The sequence below is a fragment of the Rhizobium sp. AG207R genome (assembly GCF_027109195.1).
GTDB lineage: Bacteria > Pseudomonadota > Alphaproteobacteria > Rhizobiales > Rhizobiaceae > Rhizobium > Rhizobium dioscoreae.
Genome location: NZ_JAEPVT010000002.1, coordinates 363080 through 375805, shown reverse-complemented (window position 1 = coordinate 375805; position 12726 = coordinate 363080). Strand labels below are relative to the sequence as shown.

The following is a 12726-nucleotide window of genomic DNA, read 5'->3' as shown; positions in this document are numbered from 1 at the left end:
CATGGCGTCGACCCTTTTTCCTCTCGTCCAGAAAATCATCCGTAAAGGTTCACTCAGGCTTACGCTCGCATCCGGCGAGACCCATGTGGTCGGCGACGGAACCGGAGAGACGGTAGCCGTCCGGTTTGCCGATCAGCAGGCTGAAGATGCCGTCGCGCGCGATCCGACGCTCAAGCTCGGCGAAATGTATATGGAAGGCCGCTTCATCCTGGAGCAGGGCGACATTTACGAATTCCTGTCGCTGGTGAAGCAGAATACCACCAATGAGGTCTTCGACTTCCGCATGGCGGCGCTGCTGATCGGTCGTATCGCCTGGCAGCAGATCAAGAGCCGCTCGCCGATCAATCGCAACAAGCACAATGTTGCGCATCACTACGATCTCTCAGCGAAGCTCTTCGACCTCTTCCTCGATGAGGACTGGCAATATTCCTGCGCCTATTTCAATCCGCCTGGCATCAGCCTGGATGAAGCGCAGGTCGCCAAGAAACGGCACATCGCTGCCAAACTGCTGGTCGAGCCCGGCCAGAAGGTATTGGAAATCGGCTCCGGCTGGGGCGGTATGGCCATGTATCTCGCCGAGGCCTATCCCGGCCTCGACGTGACCGGTATCACGCTCAGCGAAGAGCAGCTCAAGGTATCGCGTGAGCGGGCGGCCAAGCGTGGCCTCTCCGATCGCGTCCGCTTCGAACTGCAGGACTATCGCTACATGTCCGGCAAGAAATTCGACCGTATCGTCTCGGTTGGCATGTTCGAGCATGTCGGCATCGGCGATTACGGCAAGTTCTTCCGCAAGGTTTCGGAGCTGCTTGATGATAACGGCGTCATGCTGCTGCACTCCATTGCCCGCCCGAAGCCGAGCTTTGCCACCAACGCCTTCATCGAAAAGTATATTTTCCCCGGCGGCTACATTCCGTCGATCGGCGAGACCACGCCGCCGCTGGAAAAGGCCGGCTTGCTCACGCGGGATGTCGAGACCCTGCCGATGCACTATGCCTATACGCTAAGGCACTGGCGCAACCGCTTCGTGGCGCGCAAGGCCGATGCCGTCGCGCTTTACGACGAGAAGTTCTTCCGCATGTGGGAGTTCTATCTGGCCGGCTCCGAAATGGGCTTCCGCTGGGATGAGCTCTTCATCATGCAGCTCCAGATCACCAAGAACCAGTTCGCCGTCCCCGACAACCGCAATTACATCGCGGAACGCGAGGCGAAGCTGAAGGAATTCGAGGCGGGGCGCGCACCTTTGGAGAAGGTGACGTTCTGAGCCTCCGTCATCGCGCCGTTTGACGGGGCCGGACCGCGGAAAGCCACGGTTCGGCCTTTTCTATTCATGCCTGCACGTCATCAAAGTTGCTACTTGCCGACATGGACGGTGAAGGTGCCGTCTTGCACCGTACCATCCGTATTCAGTCCCGCAAGGCGCAGGGTGAATTGGTCGGTGCCCGAGAAACCGGGATTCGGCGTGTAGTAGACAATGTTCCCCTGGACCGTCTTGCCCGAGCACAGATAGGCATTGCTGTCTTTCGGGAACTTTGCCGCGACCGGGCCATGCTCGACGTCAACCTTGCCGTGGGCAGGCTGCTTGATGACGCCCGTATAGGGAAATCCCGCAAAGGTGCAGTCCTGTTTCACGAGCGAAGTACTCGTAATCTTCGTCTTCTTGCCGGGGGCGACGCTTCCCGAAAAATGACTTTGTTTCGCCCCGCCGATCGGAGTGCCGACGCAGCCGGAAAGCGCCACGCCGGCAGTCAGGATCAGACCTAAGGAGATCAGGGATATGTTCTTCATTCGTTTCTCATCTTTTGAAATTGGGGGCTATGAGATGGCAGGCACTTGGCAATTGCGACCATTACCCACGATTGAGTATCTATACAGAAATTAAATCAGCACGATAGGCCTGCGCATGTCGAATGGCATCCGGTTAGAGCAACCTGAATTTGATGTTCTGACTGGATTCGGCGTCTTGTGGTTAAGGGAGCGGTAACGCGATCCGCATAATTTGAGGCAACTCTCGGGTCCTCAGGCCCTTTGTATTGCGTATCATGGAGTTTCGTTGTGTTTGCAAAGTTAAGGTTCCTTTTCATTGGCGGCCTCTCCGCTATCGCCTACGCCGGCGCTGCTGAGGCGGGCGACGGCCAGCATTTGTGGTCGGGTGACTGGTACCTAAGCGTCGGTGCGGCCGGTTTCTCTGCACCGAAATTCGAAGGCGGCAAGCACAACAAGCTGCAATGGTCGCCGTTGGTATCCATCGGCCGGCAGGGTCCTGGCCCTCGCTTTTCCTCGCGCAACGACAATCCCTCCTTCGCCCTGATCGAAAGCGATGCATTCCGCGTCGGCATCGTCGGCAAGTTCGTACCGAGCCGCGACAGCAGCGATGGGCACGAGCTGAGGGGATTGAAGAAGGTCAAGTGGGGTGTGGAAGCTGGCGGCTTTGCCGAGGCCTATCCCACGGATTGGCTGCGCGCCCGCGTCGAAGTTCGCCAGGGCATTCGCGCCCATAGCGGCGTCGTCGCCGATGCCGCGGTGGATGCCTTTACCGACATCACACCGGAGCTTCGCGCTTCGGCCGGTCCACGCATGACGCTCGCCAGCAGCGACTATTTCGACACCTATTATGGCGTCAATGCGCGCGAATCGGCTGCCTCCGGCCTCAGCGGCTACAAGCCCGGCGGCGGCGTCAAATCGGTCGGTTTCGGCGGCGCACTGACCTGGAAGGCCTCGCAGAACTGGACCACCAGCACCTTCCTCGAATATACCCGGCTCACCGGCCCGGCTGCCGACAGCAGCCTCGTGCGCGAGCGTGGCGACCGTAACCAGCTGCTGATCGGGGTTTCCGCCAGCTACAAGTTCAATTTCACGATGAACTGAGCAACGGACGAGGTCATGTCTCGTTATGGCCTCGCCGCTTGACCTCGGGTGCCGGATATCACTACTACTCGCCTATGCAAAACACAGGCGACATCAACGGGCGCGTCGCTGACGCGCCATCCGGCAACTGGGTCTACCGCGTTCTGCCCCCGACGCTTTGGCCATACGCCCAGCTTGCACGCTGGGACAGGCCGATCGGCTGGCAGCTCCTGATGTGGCCATGTTTCTGGTCCGTCGCGCTTGCGGCCAATGCCTCCGTCGCCCTGGGACATGGCTCCCCCGGCTTCGTGGTGATCTACCATCTCTCCCTCTATTTCATCGGCGCCGTCGCGATGCGCGGTGCCGGCTGTACCTACAACGATCTGGTCGACCACGAGATCGACATGTCGGTGGCGCGCACCCGCTCGCGCCCGCTGCCCTCGGGCCGCGTAACGCGCCTTCAGGCCAAAGTGTTCATCGCATTGCAGGCTCTCGTCGGCTTGCTGGTGCTCCTGCAGTTCAATTGGTTTGCCGTCGTGCTCGGTGTCCTGTCGCTCGGCATCGTTGCGCTCTATCCCTTTGCAAAGCGCTTTACCGACTGGCCGCAATTCTTCCTTGGCCTTGCCTTTTCCTGGGGCGCCCTGATGGGCTGGGCCGGCCTCTTCAGCAGCCTGTCGCTTGCCCCGATCGTGCTCTATCTCGCCGCCATCCTCTGGACCATCGGTTACGATACGATCTACGCGCATCAGGACAAAGAGGATGATGAGCTGATTGGTGTGCGCTCGACCGCCCGGCTTTTCGGCGATCAGACGCGCCTCTGGCTGGTCGGGCTCTATGGGGCGACGCTGCTTCTGATGCTGCTATCCTTTGCGCTTGCAGGTACAAGCTGGCTGGCCTATCTCGGCCTGGCCGTCGCCGGCGGCATGTTCGCCTATCAGATCGCCGTGCTCGATATCAACGACGGCGCACAATGCCTGGCCCTCTTCAAATCAAACAATCGGGTCGGGCTGATCATCTTCGCCGGTCTTTTCCTGTCGTTCCTGTTTCTTGCTCCCTGAAGGAAGGGATGCGCCGCATCAGGTTCCAGAGGAGGGCGTCATGGCATGCGAAATCCGTCTGGCCTCAGAGGCGGACACCGAGGCGATCAGCGGCGTAATCCTGACCGCACTTCACGAGAGCAACGCACAGGACTATTCTCCCGATATCATCGCGCGCGTTGCCGAAAGCTTTAGTCCCGCTGGCGTGCGCAGGCTCATGAGCAGCAGAACGGTCTTCGTGGCGGTCGAAGATGGAAGCATTGTCGGCACCGCGAGCCTTGACCGCGCCGTCGTGCGCACGGTGTTCGTCTCTCCCTCCGCGCAGCGACGTGGCATTGGCGCCTACCTGATGGCGGCAATCGAACGGGCGGCGAGGGCAGGTGGCAATACCACCCTGTCCGTCCCCTCGTCGATCACTGCGCAGGGCTTTTACGAAAAGCTCGGCTTCCATGCTGTCGGCGAGAGTTTCCATGGCGATGAACGAACGATCATCATGGAGCGCTCGCTGATACCATAAGATTTCGGCCGCGGAATCGGTTTTCCCGCGGCCGGTTTCTGGCGATATTCGATTTCAAGCCTTATCGGCTTAATGTCTGGCGATGATCTCGCGACCCTGAATTTTCATCTTGATGCCGAGCTTGCCGGTCGTGCGGCGCACGAGGAAGCGTGGGCGGCGATTTGCGAAGTAGGAATGGCGGCGACGCGGCTGGCTGTCCTGCGAGCGGACACCGCCGAGATGTTCTTCCAGCGGACGGGCCACGCCGTCGGCTTCGATCATCAGCATCGGAATACGGAAGGCTTCCGACCAGGAGCGCCAGTCGGCGGCGATGTCGCTCAAATCGTGGGCCACGAGAAGGGGGATGCAGAGGTCCGGATCGGAGTGATGTAGTTCCAGCGTGACGGTGACTTCGCCGTCGCCGTGATCTATGGCGCGGGCGGCTACACCCTGGAATGCACGCTTGGGCAAGGCAACGGACAGCGGCAGGCCGCTGGACGGCAGGATCTTGCGCAGCACTGCGCCGCGCTCGTCGATCGTAATGGTGACATCACCTTCGGCACCTCGCATGGCGTAGCTGACCTGTTGCGGGAAGCGCGCCGGATCAAGCCGCAGTGTGGTTCCAGCCCAGTCGGGCTTCAGGACGGTATTAGTCATCGATTTTTCTACCCTTGCTTTACCTGAGAGCCGGTTGTTCCGGTCTTCTCTCGGAGAACTTTTGTCCTCTCGTTGTTGGGCAGATTAGGCGCCGTCCCTTCCAGACAGCTTAAAAATCGAGGTTAAGAAAACTTTGCGTCCTCAAATGGTTAGCAAACTCGAATGCATCAGGGTTTCCATAAGGTGAACACAGGGCAGGGTGGTGCGTCAGTATAGTGCACGCATAAGGTGAGCGCGTGTAAGTCTCAGGTAAGGTTTGTATGAAATAATGTCAGCCAGATTCGCCCCCTTTATTAGAGATCTATTGGGATTCTGCTGATGATTTCCACTTATCTTGGTTATACGATCGCAACCAGAGATATGGCGACCTCACTCAACCAGGTGGCGCAGCAGTCGCAAAACAAGCGTTTGATCGACTATTACAACGCCAATATCGGCAAAGTAACTGACGTCGACAGCTTCCTGAATGACTATCAATTATACAGTTACGCAATGGAAGCCTACGGGCTTTCCGACATGACTTATGCCAAGGCCTTTATGAAACAGGTCCTGACCAGCGACCTCAGCGACTCCAGCAGTTTCGCCAATAAGCTCACCGATCCGCGCTACAAAGAATTCGCTGCGGCGTTCAATTTCGGCACGAGCGCGACGGGTACGACGAATACGGCACAAACCAGCACGCAGGAAGACGACCTCATCGGGCTTTACCAACAGTCCTTTACGAATGAGGAGACGTCGGCGGCGACCGAAACGACCTATTACAGCCAGAATATCAGCTCGGTTAAGACGGTCGATGATCTCCTCGGTAATACCCGCCTGCGTAATTATGTGCTGCAGGCGTACGGTATCGACCCGACCTATGTGTCGAATTCGGCTCTGAAGCAGATGCTGACGAGCGATCTCAGCGATCCGAACAGCTACGTCAACCAGAATGGCGGTACCGCAGACAAGGCTCTGGTGGCGGAATTCAATTTCAATGCCGATGGCACGGTCAAGACATCGACGCCGGACGGCGACACGGCCTATTACGAGGCCAATATCGGCAGCGTCACCTCGGTCGATCAGCTGACGTCCAATCCGCAGCTGTTCCAATACGTCAAGACGGCATTCAATATCCCATCCTATATTACGGCGGATCAGTTCAATGCTTCGGCCAAGGATGCCAGCACCGCAAGTTCGAACGGGCTGACCGCCGTCATGGCGGAATTCAACTTCCAGAGCGACGGCACCGTCGCATCCGGTTCACAAGCACAGACATCTGACCAGATAAGCGCCACCACGGGAGGCTATACCGCGAACTATCCCGGAGGGCCGCAGACGCTCAGTCAGCAGGCCGATGTGATGAGCGCCTACAATTCCACCGTGCCTTCGTTCACGACGAGCGTCGGCGCAGCCGACAACGATCTCTATTACAAGAATCATATCGGCTCCATCACGTCGGTCGACCAGCTGACATCGGACACGCGCCTTTTCGATTACATCAAGACGGCTTACGGCATCGATCCGACGACGCCAGCCGTCGTCTTCAAGAACGCCTTCGGCGATTCGACGACCGCCGCCATCTTCGGTTTGACCGACGTCGTCTCCCAATTCAATTTCCAGTCGGACGGGACGCTTGCTTCCGGTCAGACGGCGCAGTCCCAGTCTGAGATCGACGCGGCCTCAAAGGCCTATATGAACAACTACCAGTCGTCGCAATCGACCCTGACCACGGATGCGGTCAACAACTACAAGAACCGCATCGCTGACGTGAAGACCATCAAGGATTTCTTTGCGAGCAATACGTCCGACAGTGATACCTCCAACGACAGTGCGCCGGAACTCTATCAGATGGCGCTGCGTGCCTATGGCATCGGCGAGAACGAAGTCACGAAGTCTCAGCTGACGAAGATTCTCGAAAGCGATCCTTACGATCCGAAGAGCTATGTCAACTCGCTCAAGGACTCTCGTTTTACCGCGCTTGCCAAGGCCTTCAATTTCGACAGTAAAGGCAATCTGAAGCCTCCGGTGCAGTCTTTGTCGCAAACGCAAATCAACAGCTATATCTCGGAATATTCCAGCCGCACCACGGCGGGGCTGTCGGGCGCCGAACTGACCAAAGCCACCAGCGATGCCAAGACCGCAGGCACCTATTTCGCCACCAATATCGTCAAGGTGACCAGCGTCACGGATCTCCTGGCCGACAGCAAGCTTACGAATTTCATCCTGACGGCCAATGGCATCGATCCGAAGACGGTCGATACGGCGACGCTGAAGAAGGCTTTCGCCTCCGATCCGTCCGATTCGAAGAGCTTCATCAACACGACCGATGGCGCCAAGTTCAAGAGCATCGTCGAGGCGTTCAATTTCGGCACCGACGGCAACCTGACCGACAGCAAGCTCGGCACCGCGCAAAACCAGGGCGCCCTTGCGGCGACCAATGATCTCTTTCTGCATCAAACGTTGGAAGATCAGCAAGGCGAGACCAATCCCGGCGTGCGACTGGCGCTCTACTTCCAGCGCAAGGCGCCCGATATCAACTCGATCTATGACATCATGGGCGATTCGGCGCTTTATGAGGTCATCACCACCACCTACAACCTGCCAAGCTCGATCTCCAATATGGATGTCGATACCCAGGCCAGCATGCTGAGCAAGTTCGTCAATGTGAGCGATCTGCAGGACCCGGATAAGGTCAATCAGCTGCTACAGCGATTCTCCGCGATGTATGACATGGAGAACAATACGACCTCCTCGACATCGCCGGCGCTATCGATTCTCACGGGCTCGTCGTCGAGCTCCGGCATCAGCGCCGATACGCTGCTTTCCATCGCGCAGCTGTCCTCGTCGCGGTAAAAGGTTCCCGCAAAAAATCTAACCTGTCTCCCCGTTGCGCTTCCGCGCGGCAGGGGCTTGCCATACCCTTGTTTTCGCAGGGTTTCTGAGCATATTCGGACGTGTTTTTCGGGTGTGGAATGGCAGCTTTCCACAACGGCAGGAAGGAACTTATTAACCATCCTTGCCCTATTCGATTTGAGAAGCCAACGGCAATATCAATGACTGGGTTGCAGGTCTCATGCGTCTTTCCCGAACGACACTTTCCAATGCCTCGCAAGGCGTCCAGCCGGAGGGGGATCTCGACCCGGAGCAGGCGGCCGAAGAGGCCCGCCGGGCCGAGCAGATCGCTGCTCGCCGCGCGTTTCTGGAAGAGAAGATTCGCAATGCCCGCGAAGCCAAGCGCAAGGCGGAAGAGCAGCGCCAAGCCGAGGAAAAGCGCCTTGCCGACGAGGTGAGGAAGCGCACCGCCGCTGCGCCACCGCCCGTTGTAGAGGCGTTGCAAGCCGCTGCGGTTACGAGCGAACAGGAAATGCCGGTTCTGCCGCAGGGGATCTCTGCGGAAGATCTCGCGTCTCCAGGTTGGCAGAATGCCTTCCTGATGGGGCCGAACGTGCGCTTTACCCGCACGCGTGAAAACGAAATCATCAGCCGCCGTCCGCCTGCCGAGCCGAAGCCCGAGATCCGGCCGCAAGCTTCCGCGCATGCCGCGATGCGGGTGATGGAGCCGCCTGTTGTGGCCGAAGCACCTGCTGCAGCCATTGTCGTCCCGCCCGTGCGGCAGGACGAGTTCCATCTGCCACCGCTCGAAGACATGCCGCTGGTGGTGGAAGGCTATATTCCGACAGTAATTCAGAATTCCCCGGCAACCGAGCCGGACGCATTGGAGATGACCGTTATCGCTACCGCATTCTCGAAAGCTCCCGCGATCGCGCTGGATGCTTCCCCTGTACAGTCAAGTGTTCCCGAGTCCGTAGCCGCGCCTGTGGTCGAGTCGCGTCTTGCCCATCTTTCCGATTTCGCTTTCTGGGACGCGATGCCGTTCGACGGCGAGTTCGTTTCTGCCCTCAGGGGTGAGCCGAAGCAGCCCGCGCCGTCCAGGCCGGAAGTCGATGCCGAATCGATCATCGCAAAGTTCCGCGTCGTCGAGTGCCGCCGCCCGGCAGCGGCCATCGAGCCGCAGCCCGTTGCCGTGCAGCCTCCGTCAGTAGAGGTCCCAGCACCAGTCGAAACCATTTCCAGCCAGCCGGCGGCAGATCTGAGCAACCCTGCCATGGACGAGCTCGCAGCGCTGGAGGCTGCCATTCTGGCTCCGGTCATCGAAGTTGTGGCAGCTTCTGAGGAAGCGCCGCAGCCGGAGCCGCAGCCTGTCGTTGAGGCCTCAGCCGAGACATTCGTTCCGCCTGCCTTCGTCACCGCCGTTTATGGTGCTGAAAGCGCTCCGGCCGTCGAAACGCGCCCCGCTCCCGTCATGGTCGTGGCACCGATGCCGGCGAAGGTCGCCGCTCCGGCTGCTGCTGAACCAGTTGCCAAGGCTATATCCACCATTCCCGCCGTCGAGGCCGCTGCTCAGCGTTTGATCGACGCGCCGCCTTCGCCGATCTCGCCGCGCCGTCCCGTCTCCCTGACGCCGCCCGAATGGCGCCCGATTGCCCGCACCGCCGATGGAGAATACGAGCTGCCGCCGCGTGAATTGCTGCAGGAGCCTGTTGCTCGTTCCGGTGTGATCATGACGCAGGAAACGCTTGAGCAGAATGCCGGCCTGCTGGAAAGCGTGCTGGAGGATTTCGGCGTCAAGGGCGAGATCATCCATGTTCGTCCAGGCCCGGTCGTCACCCTTTATGAATTCGAGCCGGCGCCCGGCGTCAAATCCTCGCGCGTCATCAACCTTGCGGACGATATCGCCCGTTCGATGTCGGCCCTCTCGGCTCGCGTTGCTGTCGTTCCGGGCCGCAACGTCATTGGCATCGAACTGCCGAACGTCAACCGCGAGACGGTTTATTTCCGCGAGATGATCGATTCGCCCGATTTCGAGAAGAGCGGCTACAAGCTGGCGCTCGGCCTCGGCAAGACGATCGGCGGCGAGCCTGTTATCGCAGAACTCGCGAAGATGCCGCATCTGCTCGTGGCCGGCACCACCGGCTCGGGCAAGTCCGTCGCCATCAACACCATGATCCTGTCGCTGCTCTATCGCATGACCCCGGAACAGTGCCGCCTGATTATGGTCGATCCGAAGATGCTGGAACTCTCCGTCTATGACGGCATTCCGCACCTGCTGACCCCGGTCGTGACCGATCCCAAGAAAGCCGTCATGGCGCTGAAATGGGCCGTGCGCGAAATGGAGGATCGCTACAAGAAGATGTCGCGCCTCGGCGTGCGCAACATCGACGGCTACAACAGCCGCGTTGCCTCCGCCAAGGAAAAGGGCGAGACGATCCACGTCATGGTTCAGACTGGCTTCGACAAGGGCACTGGTGCCCCGATCGAAGAGCAACAGGAAATGGACCTGACGCCGATGCCCTATATCGTGGTCATCGTCGACGAAATGGCCGATCTGATGATGGTTGCCGGCAAGGAGATCGAAGGTGCGATCCAGCGCCTGGCGCAGATGGCGCGTGCCGCAGGTATCCATCTGATCATGGCGACGCAGCGTCCGTCCGTCGACGTCATCACCGGCACGATCAAGGCGAACTTCCCGACGCGTATCTCCTTCCAGGTGACGTCGAAAATCGACAGCCGCACCATTCTCGGTGAGCAGGGGGCGGAACAGCTCCTCGGCCAGGGCGACATGCTGCACATGGCAGGCGGCGGCCGCATCTCCCGCGTCCACGGTCCCTTCGTCTCCGACGAGGAAGTCGAGAAGGTCGTGGCACATCTGAAGCTGCAGGGCCGTCCGGAATATCTCGACACGGTGACCGCCGACGAGGATGAGGAAGACGAGGAAGAAGACACAGCCGTCTTCGACAAGGGCGCGATTGCCTCGGAAGACGGCGACGATCTCTACGAGCAGGCGATCAAGGTGGTCATGCGCGACAAGAAGTGCTCGACCTCTTACATCCAGCGCCGCCTCGGCATCGGCTACAACCGCGCGGCATCGCTGGTCGAGCGCATGGAAAAGGACGGTCTCGTCGGCCCCGCCAACCATGTCGGCAAACGCGAGATCATCTCCGGCAACCGCAATGGTGGCGGCAATTCGGGCAATGAGGATTTCGATTGATATAGTTGGGGGATGACGCTTGCCGCGGTTGTTGCGGAGAGTGCGCACCCCCCTCTGTCCCTATCGGGACATCTCCCCCACAAGGGGGGAGATTGGCGGCCCGTAGCACTTTGTCGCCGCAAACGAACCTCCCGCCCGCAGAAACCAAAGCACGATGATTTGGCAAAGCGGTGCGACATACTCCCAACAATCTCCCCCCTTGTGGGGGAGATGTCACGTAAGTGACAGAGGGGGGTATCATAGGCTCGGCGCACTCAGAACCGACTTCTCGCTGTGCGGAGCATCAGCTCGATTTGTTATCAAACCCGCTCAAGCTTCACATGCGGCAGCGGCGGCAACTCGATACGGATCTCGTCATCGCGCTGCACACGGCCGCCCTGCACGACGATGCCCATGATGCCCGCCTTGCGGATCAGCCCACCATCGGCATCCTTGTCGAGCACCGCATGCAGCAGGCCTTTCTGAAAATTGTCGATCTGCTTGCAGGGATTGCGCAAGCCCGTCACCTCGACGATCGCTTCAGCGCCGATATGCAGGCGCGTGCCTTGCGGCAGAGAAAGCAGATCGATCCCTCGGGTGGCAATATTCTCGCCCATGTCGCCCGGCGAAACGGAGAAACCCTTTCCGGTGAGCTCGTCGAACAGTTCTTCCTGGATGAGGTGTATCTGGCGCAGATTCGGCTGGGTTGGATCGACCGCGACGCGAGAGCGGTGTTTCACCGTCACCCCCATATGCGCATCGCCTTCCACGCCAAGTCCGGCCAACAATTGAATATGATCCTTGGTCTGCTTGCTGAACTCGTGAACACCGCTGCTGCTAACTGACGTGACATATATCCGCTTGTCGCCCATGCCGAACCCTTCCATAAACGAGCTGGATCTTTATAAATTGGTATATACCAATTTCAAGGCAATAGATTGGTGATGGAAGAGAAAAATCGACAGGACAAAGGCGTAAGGGCCGCGGGAGGCTGGGCGGCCGTTGCCGCGAAGCTGAGAAATGCCATCGATGCGGGCACGCATGCGCCCGGCAGCCGGCTGCCGGGCGAGCGCGCTTTGTCCGAACAATTCGGTGTCTCCCGGGTGACGATGCGGCGCGCGATCGCAGAGCTGGAAGGGGAGGGCTTGTTGCGCGTGGCGCGCGGCAGCGGCGCCTATGTCCGTGCCGATATGCCCGTTCGTTTCCAGTTGGGCGACAAGGTACGGTTCACCAAGGATCTGACCGCGACGGATGCGAACCTCACGCGCAAGGTTGTCTCGGCCAGGGAAGTTCCGGCAATTGCCGATATCGCCACGCGGCTCAATCTTCAGCCGGGCGAGGCGGTGCTGGAAATGTGCCTGGTAGCCTATGCCGATGCGCTTCCCGTCTCGGTCGTGATGCGCAGCTGCTCGGCCAAGCGCTTCCCCGGTTTGGCAGAGAAATTCACCGTAATGGGCTCATTCACGGCGGCGCTGAAGGATTATGGCGTGGCCGACTATTGGCGACGCTCCACCGACATCACCGCGCGCATGCCGACTGAAGCGGAAGCCCGTCTGCTGCAGCAATCGCGCCTCGCGCCAGTGCTTGCCTATGCCGGCGAAGACATCGATGCCGATGGCAATGTGATTTCCTGCCAGATTGGCTGCTTTGCTTCGGAGCGGGTCGTCGTGACGGTTTGAGCC

General features: G+C 59.4%; 10 protein-coding genes. 7 read left to right on the top strand and 3 right to left on the bottom strand.

What is annotated here, in order from left to right:
* Position 1 precedes the first annotated feature (1 nt).
* Positions 2–1261, top strand: coding sequence for an SAM-dependent methyltransferase (locus JJQ51_RS05810; protein ID WP_145322687.1), 1260 nt, complete (start codon positions 2–4; stop codon positions 1259–1261).
* Between the two features lie 89 nt (positions 1262–1350).
* On the opposite strand, the gene JJQ51_RS05805 is transcribed toward JJQ51_RS05810, so the two are convergent.
* Complete coding sequence (locus tag JJQ51_RS05805) at positions 1351–1785, bottom strand: hypothetical protein (protein WP_152095499.1); 435 nt, start codon at positions 1783–1785, stop codon at positions 1351–1353.
* A gap of 294 nt (positions 1786–2079) precedes the next feature.
* Between JJQ51_RS05805 and JJQ51_RS05800 the strand changes: the two genes are divergently transcribed.
* From JJQ51_RS05800 to JJQ51_RS05790, 3 genes are all read left to right on the top strand, one after another.
* Positions 2080–2865 (top strand): MipA/OmpV family protein, encoded by a 786-nt coding sequence (locus JJQ51_RS05800; RefSeq protein ID WP_371864869.1) that lies wholly within the window; start codon positions 2080–2082, stop codon positions 2863–2865.
* Between the two features lie 74 nt (positions 2866–2939).
* Positions 2940–3902 carry a 4-hydroxybenzoate octaprenyltransferase gene (gene ubiA, locus JJQ51_RS05795; protein ID WP_152095498.1) on the top strand — a complete coding sequence of 321 codons (963 nt, stop codon included), beginning with the start codon at positions 2940–2942 and terminating at the stop codon, positions 3900–3902.
* Positions 3903–3942: 40 nt separating this feature from the next.
* Positions 3943–4398 carry a GNAT family N-acetyltransferase gene (locus tag JJQ51_RS05790; RefSeq protein ID WP_152095497.1) on the top strand — a complete coding sequence of 152 codons (456 nt, stop codon included), beginning with the start codon at positions 3943–3945 and terminating at the stop codon, positions 4396–4398.
* 69 nt (positions 4399–4467) lie between these two features.
* Here the strand turns inward: JJQ51_RS05790 and JJQ51_RS05785 are convergent, their stop codons facing one another.
* Complete coding sequence (locus JJQ51_RS05785; RefSeq protein WP_069613709.1) at positions 4468–5034, bottom strand: DUF6101 family protein; 567 nt, start codon at positions 5032–5034, stop codon at positions 4468–4470.
* 318 nt (positions 5035–5352) lie between these two features.
* Between JJQ51_RS05785 and JJQ51_RS05780 the strand changes: the two genes are divergently transcribed.
* A complete protein-coding gene (locus JJQ51_RS05780) occupies positions 5353–7869 on the top strand; it encodes a DUF1217 domain-containing protein (RefSeq protein ID WP_152095496.1) in 2517 nt (838 codons plus the stop codon).
* A 511-nt stretch (positions 7870–8380) separates the two neighbouring features.
* Positions 8381–11065: a DNA translocase FtsK gene (locus JJQ51_RS05775; RefSeq protein ID WP_442967289.1), complete on the top strand. Its 2685-nt coding sequence runs from the start codon at positions 8381–8383 to the stop codon at positions 11063–11065.
* A 299-nt stretch (positions 11066–11364) separates the two neighbouring features.
* Here JJQ51_RS05775 and JJQ51_RS05770 read toward each other — a convergent pair whose 3' ends face one another.
* The gene (locus JJQ51_RS05770) at positions 11365–11916 is read right to left on the bottom strand and encodes an MOSC domain-containing protein (RefSeq protein WP_113353877.1); all 552 of its coding nucleotides are present in this window, start codon (positions 11914–11916) and stop codon (positions 11365–11367) included.
* Positions 11917–11988: 72 nt separating this feature from the next.
* Here JJQ51_RS05770 and phnF point away from each other — a divergent pair, with 72 nt between their 5' ends.
* Positions 11989–12723 (top strand): phosphonate metabolism transcriptional regulator PhnF, encoded by a 735-nt coding sequence (gene phnF / locus JJQ51_RS05765; protein ID WP_113353878.1) that lies wholly within the window; start codon positions 11989–11991, stop codon positions 12721–12723.
* Positions 12724–12726: the final 3 nt, after the last annotated feature.

What these genes read in the sequence shown, in the direction of transcription:
- JJQ51_RS05785 (WP_069613709.1), bottom strand. Translation starts at nt 5,034, where the DNA reads ATGACTAATACCGTCCTGAAGCCCGACTGGGCTGGAACCACACTGCGG.
- ubiA (WP_152095498.1), top strand. Translation starts at nt 2,940, where the DNA reads ATGCAAAACACAGGCGACATCAACGGGCGCGTCGCTGACGCGCCATCC.
- JJQ51_RS05810 (WP_145322687.1), top strand. Translation starts at nt 2, where the DNA reads ATGGCGTCGACCCTTTTTCCTCTCGTCCAGAAAATCATCCGTAAAGGT.
- JJQ51_RS05780 (WP_152095496.1), top strand. Translation starts at nt 5,353, where the DNA reads ATGATTTCCACTTATCTTGGTTATACGATCGCAACCAGAGATATGGCG.
- phnF (WP_113353878.1), top strand. Translation starts at nt 11,989, where the DNA reads ATGGAAGAGAAAAATCGACAGGACAAAGGCGTAAGGGCCGCGGGAGGC.
- JJQ51_RS05790 (WP_152095497.1), top strand. Translation starts at nt 3,943, where the DNA reads ATGGCATGCGAAATCCGTCTGGCCTCAGAGGCGGACACCGAGGCGATC.
- JJQ51_RS05775 (WP_442967289.1), top strand. Translation starts at nt 8,381, where the DNA reads ATGCCGGTTCTGCCGCAGGGGATCTCTGCGGAAGATCTCGCGTCTCCA.
- JJQ51_RS05770 (WP_113353877.1), bottom strand. Translation starts at nt 11,916, where the DNA reads ATGGGCGACAAGCGGATATATGTCACGTCAGTTAGCAGCAGCGGTGTT.
- JJQ51_RS05805 (WP_152095499.1), bottom strand. Translation starts at nt 1,785, where the DNA reads ATGAAGAACATATCCCTGATCTCCTTAGGTCTGATCCTGACTGCCGGC.